Source organism: Geomonas ferrireducens (assembly GCF_004917065.1).
In the GTDB taxonomy this organism is placed as follows: domain Bacteria; phylum Desulfobacterota; class Desulfuromonadia; order Geobacterales; family Geobacteraceae; genus Geomonas; species Geomonas ferrireducens.
In genome coordinates, this window is record NZ_SSYA01000005.1 from 1 (window position 1) to 15,298 (window position 15,298).

A 15,298-nucleotide genomic window follows, 5' to 3' on the forward strand; every position below is an offset into this window, starting at 1 on the left:
TAAAGGCCCGTTGTAGACCACAACGTTGATAGGCCGGGTGTGTAAGTGCAGCAATGCATTCAGCTTACCGGTACTAATCGGCCGTGAGGCTTGACCATAAAAAATTCTTAGAGAGGGGGGTGGTTCTCCACCCCCCGATCATAAACTGCCAAAAACCTACATTCACGATGATGCGATTGTTTAGCTGTCAGACTAGTCTGACCAGTCCGACTGGTCCGACGTCCGACAACAGAGAGTTTCGCGCTAGCGCGTAAGAGTTTCTCTGTGGCAATGCCGAGAGGGTCACACCCGTTCCCATCCCGAACACGGAAGTTAAGCCTCTCAGGGCCGATGGTACTGCACTGGTAACGGTGTGGGAGAGTAGGTCGCCGCAGGGAATTTAATAGAGAAGCCCCACCGGATTACCGGTGGGGCTTTTCGCGTTTCTCAACTTTGCCTCTGTCACCCGCCATGCCATCTTCCCCCCCAGAAGACGGTTCTCTTTCCTGCCCTCTCCATCTATCGTGGACCAAATCGCTTTCGTCTTTTCCGTTCCATTGCATTCCGTCGGCCCCCGGCTAAAATGTGGGCTGGTCAATTCTTGAGGGAGGTGTCTCATGGGAAACTTATGGCTCGTAATCCCGTTGGCGGTGCTCCTGGCTGGTTGCGCCAGCAAAGGCTATGTCGAGAGACAGATCGATCCCGTGTCGTGCCGGGTTGACGTTCTCGAGTCAAAAATGGGGGCTGCGGAGACGAAGAGTGCCTCTGACGAGCAGCGTCTCAACGCGCTTGAAACCAGGCTTGCCACCATCGAGGGGCAGGTAAGCCAGGCACAGCTCGCCAACAAGGCAATGCTGGACGAGGCTACCGCAAAGGCAGCCGACAGCGCCCAGAGGGCCGAATCTGCCGCCTCTTCGGCAGCACAGTCGGCGGAACGGGCGCAAAAGATCTTTGAGCTAGGGCAGAAGAAATAGCCTGCACGACACTCCTATGCTTCGCCCCCCCGCCATGTCGATCGTTTCACTTGGTCTTGTAGCCATTGCCACGACAACGGCTCAAGCGCCTGTTGATGCCGTCTACTATGGCGGCTACCTCGGAAACGTCTTCCACTACCGGGTGCGCGAAGGCGAGTCGCTTTTGGAGATAGCTCGCCGCTTTGACCTGGGCTTCAACCAAGTAACCGCCGCCAACGCAGGCGTCGACCCCTACCTGCCTCTACCAGGCACTTTAGTTACCATCCCGACAGCGTGGATTCCGCCCGAGTTATCTCCCCGACCTTCGATCGTGGTCAATCTGGCGGAACTCCGGTTGTACTATTTCCCGAAGGACCCCGACGACCCACTCCTTTCCTACCCGATCGGCATTGGAGATGAGGGGACCGACACACCGCTTGGTCTTTATACGGTAGATCGAAAGTCCATCAACCCTTCATGGCACGTACCTGCCTCCATACTGCAACAAAGACAAGATCTCCCACCCGTTGTTCCTCCCGGCCCGGAGAACCCTCTGGGAAGCCGAGCCCTGCACCTCTCCGGTAACGACATCCTGATTCATGGCACAAACCGCCCCTGGGGGATAGGCAGGCGTTCGAGCCACGGATGCATCAGACTCTATCCGGAAGATATCGTGCGGCTGTTCGAATGTGTGGGGAGGGGGACGCAGGTGCTTATCGTGAACCGCCCCGTCAAGGTTGGCGTAAGAAAGGGCAAGATCTTCCTGGAGGTGCACCGAGATGGGAATTACCAACCAGAGCCGGGAGAGGTGCTGCACCAGATGGCGAGGCTGGGCTTTCTCACTAAGGTTGACATCGGCCTGGTGGTCAAGGCGGTTTCCGAGAAGAGGGGGTATCCGGTTGAGGTGACCTCGATCAGATGATCGATCAAGGTCTTTCCGACGGAGGCGGGATCCATCCATCGGAAAGGCCCGTTGTACAAATTACTTCTTTGGTTTCAGCGGGCTTTGCTTGTAGAAAATCCCAAGGACGGTCTGTTCGTCGGCAGTGAGCTTCACCCCTTTGAGCTCCATTCTGTGTTGGATCTTCTGCATGTCCTTGCCGGCGGCAATGGCGCTTTCGATGCGCTCTGCGGTATGACATGAGACGCATTTCTTGTCTATCACCATGTGCGCTTCCTTGAAAGTACCGCCAGTCACGGCGCCCAGGTCCTTACCTGACGAGGGAAATTGTGCAGCAAGCACAGTACCTGTGTAAATGAGTGTCGCAGCAGCTCCCAATGCAATCACATGTCTCATTGCAACTCCTTTGTCACGGGTGTTTTAAAACTGACATGACTCAACATATATCAGGTTTTCCGTGAATTGCTGAGTCTGCATACCACTTACTTGTTCTTGACAGCAAATGTGAGAGGTCTATTATCCAAAAAACGCCGCTCGTTAGCAACTGCTCACCGGTGGTAGTAAGGATTAGGTGACAGCGCTGGCCTGAGACCATAATTCTCTTTCTAGGAGGCAGTTATGGCAGTGCAAGCAGCAACTACTGTAAGGATGTTCGGAGCCCTGCATGGTATCAGAAGGGATCGCGGGTTACCTTCTGTGATCGATGTGGACATCCCGGCGGATGGTTGTCCTGCCAGCGCGATAGCGGAGGCGCTGGAGTTGCCACTGAACCGGATTGACGGAGTGTTTATAAATCATAGGGTGTATTCCCTGGATCACTTGGTTCTCCCGGGGGATCGCGTAGCCTTCATTCCTGTCGGGGTGCCTGGCGGATCCGGGTTATTCAGCAGGCCTGCCTGTAGCTGATCATTCCCCCACCACTATTTCTGCAGAGCGCTTTCGGACGCTTCGTTTTATAGGTTGTCTTTAAGGCGGTGCGCACAACCTTTCCTGAAATGAACTCGTCTCGGCTTGGTGTATCGCTTTGAAGACGTGGTAAAATCTGTCTGTTCGCGGGTCAGCCTATCCGGCCGATGCTCCTAATCATCTGACATGACAGACACGGAGATGCGGGAAATGGTAAAACTAAAGCGCATTCTGTTGGTGGAGGATAACGCAAACGATGCCGAACTCACGTTGGAGGCGTTGGCAGAGCACAACCTCGCCAATGGAGTAGATGTTGTCAGGGACGGTGCCGAAGCTCTGGATTACCTCTACCAGAGGGGGAAATATTCAGAGTATGAGCCGGGCAACCTGGCCGTCATCCTTCTGGATCTGAAACTCCCCAAAGTCGACGGACTTGAGGTTTTGAGCTCCATTAAGGCTGACGAGAAGCTGAAATTCATCCCGGTGGTCGTTCTCACCTCTTCACGCGAAGAACGAGATGTGGTTGAGAGCTATCGGCTCGGCGTCAACGCCTACGTCGTCAAGCCGGTGAACTTTTCCGAGTTCATCACGGCCGTCAAGGAAATCGGTGCCTTCTGGGCCATCGTCAATGAACCGCCCCCGATGTCTTCCCGAGGTTTGAATAAATGACGCAGCGCCTGCGCATACTACATCTTGAAGACGATCCGATGGATGCTGAGCTGGTTTTGATGGCGCTCAGCGCAGAGGGGATGGATTGTGAAGTCGAGGTGGTATCTCGGCGCGAGGAGTTCCAGAACGCCCTGGAGCGGGGCGGGATGGATCTCATCCTAGCCGACTTCGCCCTCCCGGCCTTTGACGGTATGACCGCCCTCGCCATGGTGCGGACCAAGCTTCCCGACCTCCCCTTTGTCTTCGTCTCGGGGAAACTGGGCGAAGAAGCGGCGATCGAGTCCCTCAAAAGCGGTGCGACGGACTACGTGCTGAAAAGCCGGCTGTCTCGACTGGTTCCCGCGGTGCAGCGCGCGCTCACCGAGGCGAAGGAGCGGGCGAGGCAGCGGGAGACCGAGCGGGAACTCGAGGTGGCCCACGCTGAGATCGAGAAGAGGGCCGAGGACTATCGGAACCTCTTCAACAGCATCCGGGACGTGATCGTGGTGTCCGATCACCACCGGACCATACTGCATGTGAACCAGCCAGCCCTGCGCGAGATCTTCGGATACGAATCTGAAGAGGTAATCGGCAAGAGCAGCAGGATTCTCTACGCAGACAAGCGTGACTACGAAAGCACCGGTAAAGAGGTGTTCGATGTACGGACCCCGGTCAAAGGCGCGCTGTCGGAACTCCACTTCCGCAGAAAGAACGGGGAGGTGTTCATCGGCGAACTCTTCGCCATGAAGCGCCTGGACCGCTTCGGCAAGGTAACCGGCAACATATCCATTTTCAGAGACACAAGCGAACGCAAGAAAGCGGAGGCAGACCTCCGCGAGAGCGAGTTGCGCCGCATGCAACTGCAGATGGAACTCGTATATGCGGCCGAGATACAGGCTAAGCTTTTACCACGTTGCTACCCGCAGATCCCGCACTTCGAGATGGCTGCCCGATGCCTACCGGCCAAGCAGGTTGGCGGGGACTTCTACGACTGGCAGCAGGTGTCGCCGGCGCTGTTCAACCTGACCCTGGGAGACGTGATGGGAAAGGGGATGGCGGCGGCCATGCTCATGGCGACCGTTAGGGCGGCGCTGCACGCTGTCACCCTGTACAATCAGCCCGCACAGGCCGTGCATCTTGCCGAGAAGGCGCTGAACGAGGACTTGGAGAATTCAGAGAGCTTCGTGACCCTCTTTCACGCCCAGCTCGACGCCGGCACGAGGACCCTCTCCTTTGTCGACTGCGGCCACGGCTATGTTTTCGTCCGGCGCGCGAACGGGAAGGTGGAGACGCTGTCGCCGCGGGGGCTTCCTCTCGGCGTGAAAGGGGAGGAGATCTACCAGGAAGGGAGGATCCGCTTCGGAAGGGGGGACGTCATGGTCCTTTACAGCGACGGCCTGGTAGATGCGAAGCCGCAGCTGGAACTGACCCACGAGCTGATCGCCCGGCAATTGGCAGGCAAGGAGAGCGCCCTCGAGATGGTGGACAGCCTGATCTCTTTGACCGACAAGCCGGATCCGCAGCCGGACGACATCACAGTACTGGTGCTGCAGGCGCTGTAAGTCCCCCTGCCGGGGGGCGTTCGCCTCGAACTCTCCTACTCGCCGATGATCTTTATCAGAACGCGCTTTCTCCGCATGCCATCGAACTCCCCGTAAAAAACCTGCTCCCAGGGACCTAGATCCAGCTTCCCACCCGTAACCGCAACGGCAACCTCGCGCCCCATGATCGTCCTCTTCAGATGAGCGTCGCCGTTATCCTCGCCCACGTTGTGCCGGTAGCGGCTGTGCGGCTTTTCCGGGGCAAGCTCTTCAAGCCATTGCTCGAAGTCCTGGTGCAGCCCGCTTTCGTCGTCGTTTATAAAGACGCTTGCGGTGATGTGCATAGCGTTGCAAAGCAGTAGCCCTTCCCTGATGCCGCTTTCTGCCAGGGCCGCCTCTAAATCACGGGTGATGTTAACGAACCCCCGTCTGCTCTTGATCTGGAACCACAGTTCCTTCCGGTGGTGCTTCATCTGAACTCCTTGTTTGTGTCGTTTCCGCCCGTTTGGTCGAGCGTTGCGGGGAGCCGGCGGCGAAGGCTGCATCGAGCAGGGCCGGGGCCGCCTTCCAGCGGTTGGGTGAATGCATGATGACCAGGAGCACCTTGCGGTCTTCGCGCTCGGCGATCGCCACGAGGCACTGCCCGGCGTTGGGTGTGGTGCCCGTCTTCACGCCGACGGCGCCCGGGTAGCGCCCGATCAGCCTGTTCTTGTTCCGCAAGTAGAAGCTTCGCCTGCCGTCGATGGTCGAGATGTGCATGCTCCGCTTGGCAACAAGACTCGCGAAATACGGTATCCGCATCCCCGCCTCGGCAAGACGTGCGAGGTCGTGGGCGCTCGAGTAGAGCCCGGCGTTGTCGTGGCCGCAGGCGTTGCTGAAGTGGGTGTTTTCTAGGCCTAACGCGCGGGCGCGCGCGTTCATCTGTAGCACGAAAATTTTCTGATTACCACAGGCGTGATCGGCGAGAGCCCGGCATGCGTCGTTGGCCGAGGCGATAAGGGTGGCGGCAAGCAGGTCACGCACCCTGAACTTCTGGCCGCTGCGGAGGCCTATCCTGCTCCCGGTTTCGCGGGATGCCGCACGGGAAACGGTCACAACCTCGTCCAGGTCGCAGCGCTCCATCACGACGAGGGCGGTCATCATCTTCGTAAGGCTTGCCGGTGCGCGCCTCAGAGAGGCGTTGCGCTGACGGTAGACGTGCCCGTCGATCTTCAGCAGGTAGGTGGGGGCGGGGTAGCTCGATGCCGCGGCTGCGTGGGGGAAGGGGACGCAGACCAAAAGGAGAAGGATGAGACCCTGCTTTATGGATGAGAAAATTTTCATCATGCACGTTATAGCATCCTTTGCAGGTGCCGCAACGCGCAAGCCGGCGGCTTCGCCTCACAGAGCAATCTTGGATTTACAAACCGTCGCCGGTTAAGGTATCTTTGCTCCCTCGATTAACGTGATGGCTGTGAGGGACGACATTGGCTACAAAGATCCGCATTCTTCCTGAAAATCTCACCAACAAGATCGCTGCCGGCGAGGTAGTGGAGCGCCCCGCCTCCGTCGTCAAGGAACTGGTGGAAAACGCGCTCGACGCCGGTTCGAAAGAGGTGACGGTGGAGATCGAGTCCGGCGGCAGGCGGCTCATCAAGGTCACCGATTCGGGGAGCGGCATGTCCCGCGAGGACGCCCTGCTCGCCCTCGAGCGCCACGCCACGAGCAAGATAGCCAGCGACGACGACCTCTTTTCCCTGACCACCCTTGGTTTCCGCGGCGAGGCGCTGCCGTCGGTCGCCTCGGTGTCGCGTCTCACCATCGCCACCCGCACCGCGGAAACCCTGGAAGGAGCGGAGATCTACGTCGAAGGGGGGCGCATCAAGGAGGTCAAGGAGTGCGGCATGGCCTCGGGAACGGTAATCGAGGTGCGCAACCTCTTCTTCAACACGCCGGCGCGCCTTAAGTTCATGAAGAGCGCGGAGACCGAGGGGGGGCACGTGGGCGAGCTGTTGACCCGACTGGCCATCTCCCGCCCGGACGTCCGCTTCACCTACAAAAACGACGGTAAGGTCGTCTTCCGTGCTCTCGACGCCGACCTAAAGGAGCGGGTGGCGACGCTTCTTGGTCGCTCCATCGCTTCCTTTCTCTACCCCGTCTCATACGAAGATGGGGGGGTAAAGGTAAGCGGACTGGTGGCGGCGCCCGAGTGCAGCCGCAGCGCGGCAAGCCATCTCTACACCTACATAAATGGCCGCTTCATCAAGGACAAGGTGGTGCAGCACGCCGTTCTCCAGGCCTACCGCAACTTCATGGAGCGCGGACGCTATCCGGTAGTCGCGGTCTTCATCGATATCCCTCCCGGCGAGGTCGACGTGAACGTGCATCCGACCAAGCACGAGGTGAGGTTCAGGCAGCAGGGGCGGGTGCACGACGCAATCCAGTTCGCCGTGGAAAGCGTCTTGAAACAGACGCCGTGGCTGAAACGTCCTGCCGCGCCGGACGCTGCGCGCCCGGCGGAGACGCAGTCCGCGGCGGCGACTACGACAACGAGGCAGCTTTGGACGCAGGCGGCGCCTCCCACTCAGGCTGCCCCGCCGAAGCACGAGCGCTTTGAGGTACCCGCGGCGGCGCCCGCGCCGGAGCAACCGGCAACGTCGGTCAGCGAGGCCAAGGTGGCGGAGATTCGCGAACTGCTCACCGGATACCAGGCGAAGCCTCAGCCCGCCCTGCGGCAGCAGTTACACTTCCCTTCCCAGGCGGAAAAGCCGCAGTCTGCACCCGAGCCCCCGGTCGTGCCGCAGCCGATCAAGGAAGAGGAGGCGGAAGGCGGCGCGCCCGGGTATTTCTCCTCCCTTGCCGTGATCGGCCAGTTCAACGCCTCTTATATCCTGTGCCAGCGGGGCACGGACCTGGTGCTCATCGACCAGCATGCGGCCCACGAGCGCGTTGCCTTCGAGAGACTGAAGGGGGAGTTTGCCGGGCGGGCGGTCGACAGCCAGGGGCTTCTCTTCCCGGAGACGCTGGAACTCTCATTCAAGGAGTCTGCGGTACTCATGGAGCATCTGGAGGAGTTGCGCCGACTCGGCTTCTCCTTCGAAGAGTTCGGCGGCAACACGTGGCTTTTGAACGCCGTGCCGCAGCTCTTGGCAGGGAGTGACTACCTGCGTACCGTGCGCGACATCCTGGAGGAACTCGCGAGCCTTAGCCGCAGCCGCACTTTTACCGACGTGCAGGAGGATCTGCTGGCGCGTATCGCCTGCCACAGCGTGGTGCGCGGGCGGCGCTCCTTGAGCGCCCAGGAGATTGCCGCTCTCTTCAAGCAGATGGATGAGACCGACTTTTCCAGCAACTGTCCGCACGGCAGGCCGGTCATGCAGACGCTCACCCTCTCCGAGGTCGAGAAGATGTTCAAGAGGGTGTAGCGGAGCGTGACGGAGATGGCGAAGAAGAAAATCAAGCTGCTTGTGATCGGCGGCCCGACCGGTTCGGGGAAGAGCGATCTGGCCCTTAGGCTCGCGGAGGAGATCGGCGCCGAGATCGTCAACGCCGACTCGATGCAGGTCTACCGGGGCATGAACATCGGCACAGCGAAGCCTAGCCCCGAGGAACTCGCCCGCGTGCCGCACCACCTGATCGACATCGTGTCGCCGGACCAGGACTTCACCGCGTCGGAGTTTCGGTGTGCGGCTACCGCAGCCATCGAGGGCATCGACCGGCGCGGCAAGAAGGCGATCGTCGTCGGGGGGACAGGTCTTTACCTGCGTGCCCTCTTGGAGGGGCTGCTCGACTCCCCGACCGGCGACCCGGAGCTGCGCCGTCAGTTCGACGATGTCCCGGGGGAGGAACTGCACCGTCGCCTGCTGCTCGCAGACCCGGAGACCGCGGCCCGGCTGCACCCAAACGACCGGGTCCGCCTGATCCGCGCCCTCGAGGTCTACCTCCAGACCGGTCGCCCCATCTCGGCGTTTCGTGCCGAGCACGGCTTTTCCGGCGCTTACTTCGATACCTTCAAGGCGGCCATATCAGTGGAGCGCCAGGAGCTGTACCGCCGCCTCGAGCTCAGGGTGGAGCGGATGATAGCGGCCGGGCTCGTGGACGAGGTGAAAGGTCTGCTCGCCTCAGGGTATCGCCGCGACATGAAGGCCATGCGCTCCATAGGCTACAAGGAGATCTGCGCACATCTGGATGGAGAAATAACGCTGGATGAAGCAGTTACGCTGATAAAGAGGGACACACGGCGTTACGCGAAGCGTCAGATGACATGGTTCGGCAGGGAAAATGAAATTTATTGGCTTGAATATCCTACAGGTTTTGCTAGTATCCTTGGTCATGTGATTGAATTTTTTGGGTAAAGGAGCGGAATCATGCCGAAAACGCCTTTTAACATTCAGGACCAGTACCTCAACCAGTCCCGCAAGGAGCGTGTAAAGGTCCTGGTGCAGCTCATGTCCGGCGAAAAGCTGGAAGGGCATATCAAATCCTTCGACAACTTCTCCGTGTTGATGGAAGTGCACGGTGATATCCTCATCTACAAGCACGCGATCTGCAGCATCACCTCGGTAGACGGTGTATTCCGTCTGCACCAGTAGTTCAATAACCAGGGAAAAGCCACAGCAGAACCATTCGGCGCGGACCGAGATCCATCGGTGCGTCCCTTCAGGTTCACCTAAGTCCTATCCCCAGCCGGCCCGTGAGGGCCGGTTCGTTTTTTATCTGTTGCCAAAAACCTCCTTCTCCTCCTATCATTAAACCTGCATGCGCGCCGCCTGCTCGGCACCGCGCCGACAGAGCGGCAGTTTCCGCAGCCGGAAATACCTGCGTCTGCTGCAAGGCATGCACATTACAGGAGGGACCCCATGTCAGGGCTTACCATAGACCGGATCATACCGGGAAGCATAGCGGAGGAGCTGGAGCTCCAGCCCGGTGACCGGCTCATCGCGGTGAACGGTCACCAACTGCGCGATGTCATCGACTACAATTTTTACGCCTCGGACGACGAGCTCGAGCTGCAGGTTGAGAAGGCGGACGGGGAGCTCTGGGAGCTCGAGGTTGAACGCGAGGAGGGGGAGCCTCTGGGGCTCTCGTTCCAGGCGCCCGCTCCGGCGCGCTGCGGCAACAACTGCGTGTTCTGCTTCGTGCACCAGCTCCCACGCGGGCTGCGCGGTCCTCTCTACGTGAAGGATGAGGATTACCGCCTCTCCTTTCTTTACGGCAACTACGTCACCATGGCGAACATCGGGCGGGCCGAGCTGGAGCGGATCAAGGAGCAACGCCTTTCGCCGCTTTACATCTCGGTGCATGCGACGGAACCGGCGCTGCGGGAGAAGCTCCTCGGCAAGAGCGGCATCCTTTCCATCCTCGACGTGATACGCGAGCTCGCCGAGGCGCGCATCACCATGCATACCCAAGTGGTACTCTGCCCCGGTTGGAACGATGGCGACGTCTTCGCGAAGACCGTCGAGGACTTGGCGGCGCTGCACCCGTGGGTGTCGTCGCTTGCCGTCGTTCCGGTCGGTCTCACCGAGCACCGCCATAACCTCCCCCCCTTGGCGCCGGTTACCAAGGAGTTCGCCGCCGCCTTTGTGGGTGAGTGGTTCCCGCAGTCGCAGCTCCTTGAGAAGCGTCTCGGTGCACCGTTTCTCTTCCTGGCCGATGAATTCTACATAAAGGGGGAGGTCCCTTTCCCGGACGTGGCGAGCTACGGCGACCTGCCGCAGTTGGAGAATGGCGTCGGGATGATACCGCTTTTCCTCTCCGAGGCCGATCAGGTGCTGCAGGAGGCCGAAAAGCTGAAGTCGGGACGCTTTACCGTGGTGACCGGCGAATCCCCTTACCGCTTCCTCTCTGAGTTCCTGGAGCGCCTCTCCGGCGCCACGGGGGTCGCCATGCATCCGGTACCGGTACGAAACCGGCTCTTTGGCCCAACCGTCACCGTGACCGGTCTTGTGTGCGGCGCCGACGTGGTGGCGGCCCTGCAGGGGGTGGATCTTGGCGACGCGGTACTCGTGCCGGACGTGATGCTAAAAGAAGGGGAGGGGGTCTTTCTGGACGACCTTAGTCTGCATGACGTTGAGCAGCAGCTGGGTGCCCCGGTCCAGGTCGTGGAGTCGACCCCTTACGGGATCTACGACGCACTGGTGGAGCGGCTTGGGTAGGTAACGAGGGGCGGTGGCAGGATAATAAAAAAGCCGGAGGGGATCGATTCCCTTCCGGCTTTTCTCTTTTGGACTGCTTTTTACTAGCGGGCCATCGCGTCGATCGCCTCGAAGTCGAAGACGCTTTCGGCAGTGGACTGGATCAGGCTGATCTTCTCCACGTCGTCCGCGGTCATCTTCGAGACGTGCTCGGTCAGGGTGAGGAAGGCGTCGGCCGTGTTCTGCGAGGTGCGCAGGTACGGGATGTTGCTGTCATCCAGGATCTTCTGGGTGATGGCGGATACCGGAGCGGAGCCCGGGATCACCATACCCGCCAGCTTGTGCCGGTAGGCCGGGATGTTGTACAGCGCCGACGCGGTGACGATGAGCTCGTCGCGCGAACTGGTGGTGATGAGGAGCGTCGAGTCCTGCAGGGTGTCGATGACACGCTGCGACGAGGCGGCGCCCAACTGGATGTGGTTGATGATCCGGTTCTTCCCTTCCTGGTCCCCCTGCAGTGGCAGCTTCAGAAGCTTCGAGAGGTCGAGGAGGGTCGGGTTCGCCAGGGTGCGGGAGTAATCGAAGGCACCGGCCACACGTTGCTGACGGCTTTCGAAGAAGGACCGCAGGAACCCGAGCGTCTCCTCGCGCTTGGCGGCAAGAAGCTTGTTCACGAGGACCAGCTTCACGTCGGCACCCTGCTGCTGGAACAGGGAAAGGTTCAACTGCACCGAATCGATGACGCAGCCGATGCCGCCCGCGCCGACCATGATCACCGGCGCGTCGAGTGTCCTCGCCACCTGGGCGTTGTTGATGCCAACCACGGAGCCCACGCCGCCGTGTCCGGACCCCTCGATGATGAGGAAATCGTTCTTCGCCTCGAGCTCGCGGCACGCCTTTTTGATCGCCTCAAGCGGCGCTTCGGGCGCGATCTCGCCGGAGAGGTACTTCTTCGTGTACCCCTTGCCGACAACGACCGGCGACATGAGCTTGCGGTCGGCCTCCAGGCCGTAGACGGAGGCGATGAGTGCGGCGTCCATGTCCATCTCGACGCCGTCGAGCATGAATACCTTCGGGCCGATCGGCTTTATGAAGCCTACGCGGGCGTACTTCTTTTTCGCGAGGTGCAGCAGCGAAAGACTTATCGTCGTCTTCCCTACATGCTGCCCGGTCGCGGCTATGAAAATCTTCTTGCACATCAGGTTGTAGCCTCTTTGCTGTCCTCTCGGACGTAGTTCAGCTATTCACCCGGATTATACTGGTTTGGCAAATTGGGGGCAACATGGTATACGGTACCGCCTCGCCTCTCTTTGCACGCCCTCCCGTTCCATCGCTCTGTCAGGCCCGGAGCGTCTTCAGACGCTCCCGCTTCCCGTTATCTTCTTGACGGTTCAGCGAGATTCTGCAATAATCCGCCGGTCCAAACGCCTGTTTGTTTACATCAAATTTTTCTAAGCTTCACCATCACCGACTACAGCAAAGAAAAGGAGCGTAAACGTGAAAAAGATCTGGGTTATCCTGTCGTCTCTGCTCGTCCTTGCCTGCGCCGTCTCGGCCTTCGCCGGCGACGGGTCCTTCAAAAGGGTGAAAAGCGCCGGTGCCATGACCATCGGGCTCGATGACGCGTTTCCCCCCATGGGCTACCGTAACGACAAGGGGCAGTTGGTGGGCTTCGACATCGATGCCGCCGAGGAAGTGGGCAAGCGTCTGGGCATCAAGATCAACTGGCAGCCGACCGCATGGGACGGCGTCATCCACGCTCTCAACTCCAAAAAATTCGACTGCATCTGGAACGGCATGACCATCACCGATGAGCGCAAGAAAGAGGTCGCCTTCACCAAGCCGTACAAGATGGACGGCCAGGTAGCCGTGATCCGCTTCGCCGACAAGAAGCACAAGAAACTTGCCGACCTGAAGGGCGCCAAAGTGGGCGTTCAGAAAGGTTCCTCCGCCGTCGAGGCGGTCAAGAAGCTTCCCGCTGCGGCAGGCGAGGTGCGCGAGTACGAGGACAACCCGAAAGCGCTGCTCGATCTCGAGTCCAACCGTCTCGACACCGTCATCATCGACGATGCGACCGGCCGCGACTTCATCGCCAAGCGCCCTGGCAAGTTCCGCATCCTGCCGGGCAACATCACCAAGGAGCCGTTCGGCGTCGCCTTCCGCAAGGAAGATGTCGAGCTGCGCGAAGCCGTTCAGAAGACCCTCGACAAGATGGTCAAGGACGGCACCATGGCGAAGATCTCCAAGAAGTGGTTCGGTGAGGACATCACCAACCCCAAGAAGTGGAAATAGTCAACCGTTTTCCCCTCCCCCTCGCGGGGAGGGGGAGAGTCACAAGTCCAGTCAGGTGTGCCGATGAAATTTTTTAACGGCAGGATTGCCAAAAGGTCGATCCTGCTTTTTTCGTGCGTGCTGCTCTTCGCAGCCTCCATCTGTTTTGCCAAGGATTACGACCAGCTTTTCACCGAAGCCAACGACGCGATGGCCCAGGGGGATCTCTCCGCCGCCATCAAAATCCTGAAAAAGGTGGAGTTCGAGAAGGGGGACGAAAGCGGTGCCTTCGTCAGGAGCAGGATGCAGATCGCGCGCCTGCAGTTCGCCCTCAAGGACATGAACGCCGCCAGCGCCGCCGCCAAGGAGGTGCTCGCCGTATACCCCGACAACAGCGAGGCGCTCAATTTCATGGCCTCGGTGCAACAGGAGCAAAAGCCCCGGTACAAGGTGTTCATCGAGGACTGCCTCCGCTTCCTGCCGCAGCTGTTGAAGGGAGCCGTGATGACGATCACCCTGGTGGTCTGCATCATCCTGATCTCTCCCGTCGGCGGTCTCCTCATCGCGCTCGGGCGCATCAGCACTTTCAAGCCGGTCTCCGGTATCTGCTGGTTCTTCATCTGGCTCTTCCGCGGCACCCCGCTTCTTCTGCAGCTCTTCTTCATCTACTACGGCCTTCCGTCCCTCGGCATCACCTTCAAGCCGTTCACCGCAGCCATCCTGGGCCTCGGGCTTAACTACTCCGCATACCTTGGCGAGATCATCCGCGGCGGCATCCAGAGCATCGAGCACGGGCAGATGGAGGCAGCGAAGGCGATCGGCATGAGTTACTGGCAGGCGATGCGCCGGGTGATCATCCCGCAGACCTACAAGCGGCTCATGCCTCCCATCGGCAACGAGTTCATAGCGCTCATCAAGGACACCGCCCTCGTCTCCACCATCGCCATGGTCGAGCTGATGCGCTCCGCGGACCAGATGTTCAACGCCTACTTCAACGTGACCGCGTTGATCCTGGCGGCGCTCATCTACCTGCTCTTCACCACCATCTTCACCTTCATCTTCGAAAAGATCGAGATTCGGGCCGGCATCTATGAAAATCGCTAACCAACCGTTGTTAAGCCTCAAGGGGATCACCAAGCAGTTCGGCTCGCTCACCGCCGTGAACGGCGTCGACCTGGACGTCTGCCCGGGGGAGATCGTGGTCATCATCGGCCCCTCCGGTTCCGGGAAATCGACCCTTTTGCGCTCGATCAACTTCCTCGAGGAGATCGAGGAGGGGACCATCCTCTTCGAGGGGCAAGAAATCGGTTACGTGACCAGCAAGCACGGGCGCCGTCACCTGGACGCGCCGCACAAGATATGCGCGCTGCGCTCCGAGATCGGCATGGTGTTCCAACACTTCAACCTCTTCCCGCACATGACCGTCCTCGGCAACGTAATGGAAGGACCGCTCACCGTGCAGAAGAAGAGCCCGCAGGAGGCGCGCGCGATCGCGCTCGACATGCTGGCCAAGGTCGGCCTCTCCGACAAGCGCGACGTTTACCCGGCGACCCTTTCGGGCGGCCAGAAACAGCGCGTCGCCATCGCCCGGGCGCTTGCCATGAGACCTAAGCTGATGCTCTTCGACGAGCCGACCTCCGCGCTCGACCCGGAGCTGATCGGCGAGGTGTTCGATACCATCCGCGACCTCGGCAAGGAAGGGATGACCATGATCATCGTCACGCACCAGATGGGGTTCGCCAAGGAGATGGCGGACCGGGTCATCTTCATGGAGAAGGGCTCCTTCGTAGCCCAGGGTACCCCCGAGGACTTCTTCGCCAACCAGATGGAACACGACCGCATCAAGTCCTTCCTGAACCGCATCCTCTAAAAAGCCGGCGGCAGCGACCCTGCCGCCGTTTTCCGCCTATCCCCACTCCCTCCTTCCGTTCGACAACCCCCTGCCGCGTGCTACAATCTTCCCGTTGTCGCCTGGCCTATTAT

15 protein-coding genes and 2 rRNA genes are annotated in these 15,298 nt (G+C 59.9%); 13 read left to right on the plus strand and 4 right to left on the minus strand.

The features are described from left to right. The 4 genes from E8L22_RS20795 to E8L22_RS20810 form a co-directional block, all read left to right on the plus strand. Nucleotides 1-98 (plus strand): 23S ribosomal RNA (locus E8L22_RS20795); the annotation flags it as partial. Between the two features lie 162 nt (nt 99-260). Beyond that, nucleotides 261-377: ribosomal RNA gene (rrf, locus tag E8L22_RS20800) — 5S ribosomal RNA — on the plus strand. Between the two features lie 219 nt (nt 378-596). Further along, a complete protein-coding gene (locus tag E8L22_RS20805) occupies nt 597-953 on the plus strand; it encodes a hypothetical protein (protein ID WP_136516416.1) in 357 nt (118 codons plus the stop codon). A 16-nt stretch (nt 954-969) separates the two neighbouring features. Further along, nucleotides 970-1,854, plus strand: coding sequence for a L,D-transpeptidase family protein (locus tag E8L22_RS20810; RefSeq protein ID WP_136527025.1), 885 nt, complete (start codon nt 970-972; stop codon nt 1,852-1,854). 60 nt (nt 1,855-1,914) lie between these two features. Here the strand turns inward: E8L22_RS20810 and E8L22_RS20815 are convergent, their stop codons facing one another. Next, nucleotides 1,915-2,229: a cytochrome C gene (locus E8L22_RS20815; protein WP_136527026.1), complete on the minus strand. Its 315-nt coding sequence runs from the start codon at nt 2,227-2,229 to the stop codon at nt 1,915-1,917. Between the two features lie 720 nt (nt 2,230-2,949). Between E8L22_RS20815 and E8L22_RS20825 the strand changes: the two genes are divergently transcribed. Continuing rightward, on the plus strand, nt 2,950-3,408 hold the full coding sequence (locus tag E8L22_RS20825; RefSeq protein WP_136516417.1) for a response regulator: 459 nt from the start codon (nt 2,950-2,952) through the stop codon (nt 3,406-3,408). Then, a complete protein-coding gene (locus tag E8L22_RS20830) occupies nt 3,405-4,949 on the plus strand; it encodes a SpoIIE family protein phosphatase (RefSeq protein WP_136527028.1) in 1,545 nt (514 codons plus the stop codon). The genes E8L22_RS20825 and E8L22_RS20830 overlap by 4 nt, the downstream gene beginning before the upstream one ends. A 35-nt stretch (nt 4,950-4,984) precedes the next feature. On the opposite strand, the gene E8L22_RS20835 is transcribed toward E8L22_RS20830, so the two are convergent. Both E8L22_RS20835 and E8L22_RS20840 read right to left on the minus strand, forming a co-directional pair. Then, the gene (locus E8L22_RS20835; protein WP_136527029.1) at nt 4,985-5,401 is read right to left on the minus strand and encodes a secondary thiamine-phosphate synthase enzyme YjbQ; all 417 of its coding nucleotides are present in this window, start codon (nt 5,399-5,401) and stop codon (nt 4,985-4,987) included. Next, on the minus strand, nt 5,343-6,254 hold the full coding sequence (locus E8L22_RS20840) for a D-alanyl-D-alanine carboxypeptidase family protein (RefSeq protein ID WP_246044889.1): 912 nt from the start codon (nt 6,252-6,254) through the stop codon (nt 5,343-5,345). Before E8L22_RS20840 ends, E8L22_RS20835 begins: the two co-directional genes overlap by 59 nt. A gap of 140 nt (nt 6,255-6,394) precedes the next feature. Between E8L22_RS20840 and mutL the strand changes: the two genes are divergently transcribed. From mutL to E8L22_RS20860, 4 genes are all read left to right on the plus strand, one after another. After that, nucleotides 6,395-8,332 (plus strand): DNA mismatch repair endonuclease MutL, encoded by a 1,938-nt coding sequence (mutL, locus tag E8L22_RS20845; protein WP_136527030.1) that lies wholly within the window; start codon nt 6,395-6,397, stop codon nt 8,330-8,332. 15 nt (nt 8,333-8,347) lie between these two features. Beyond that, nucleotides 8,348-9,262 (plus strand): tRNA (adenosine(37)-N6)-dimethylallyltransferase MiaA, encoded by a 915-nt coding sequence (miaA, locus tag E8L22_RS20850; protein ID WP_136527031.1) that lies wholly within the window; start codon nt 8,348-8,350, stop codon nt 9,260-9,262. A gap of 12 nt (nt 9,263-9,274) precedes the next feature. Next, entirely contained in the window at nt 9,275-9,499 is a 225-nt protein-coding gene (gene hfq / locus E8L22_RS20855; RefSeq protein ID WP_012529414.1) for an RNA chaperone Hfq, read from the plus strand. A 267-nt stretch (nt 9,500-9,766) separates the two neighbouring features. Continuing rightward, a complete protein-coding gene (locus E8L22_RS20860; protein WP_136527032.1) occupies nt 9,767-11,065 on the plus strand; it encodes a DUF512 domain-containing protein in 1,299 nt (432 codons plus the stop codon). Between the two features lie 83 nt (nt 11,066-11,148). Here the strand turns inward: E8L22_RS20860 and E8L22_RS20865 are convergent, their stop codons facing one another. Next, nucleotides 11,149-12,243, minus strand: coding sequence for an AAA family ATPase (locus tag E8L22_RS20865; protein WP_136527033.1), 1,095 nt, complete (start codon nt 12,241-12,243; stop codon nt 11,149-11,151). 298 nt (nt 12,244-12,541) lie between these two features. Between E8L22_RS20865 and E8L22_RS20870 the strand changes: the two genes are divergently transcribed. The 3 genes from E8L22_RS20870 (at nt 12,542) to E8L22_RS20880 (ending at nt 15,185) form a co-directional block, all read left to right on the plus strand. Next, nucleotides 12,542-13,336, plus strand: coding sequence for an amino acid ABC transporter substrate-binding protein (locus tag E8L22_RS20870; protein ID WP_136527034.1), 795 nt, complete (start codon nt 12,542-12,544; stop codon nt 13,334-13,336). Between the two features lie 63 nt (nt 13,337-13,399). Further along, nucleotides 13,400-14,419, plus strand: coding sequence for an ABC transporter permease subunit (locus E8L22_RS20875; protein WP_136527035.1), 1,020 nt, complete (start codon nt 13,400-13,402; stop codon nt 14,417-14,419). After that, nucleotides 14,406-15,185 (plus strand): amino acid ABC transporter ATP-binding protein, encoded by a 780-nt coding sequence (locus E8L22_RS20880; RefSeq protein WP_136527036.1) that lies wholly within the window; start codon nt 14,406-14,408, stop codon nt 15,183-15,185. The genes E8L22_RS20875 and E8L22_RS20880 overlap by 14 nt, the downstream gene beginning before the upstream one ends. Nucleotides 15,186-15,298 lie beyond the last annotated feature (113 nt).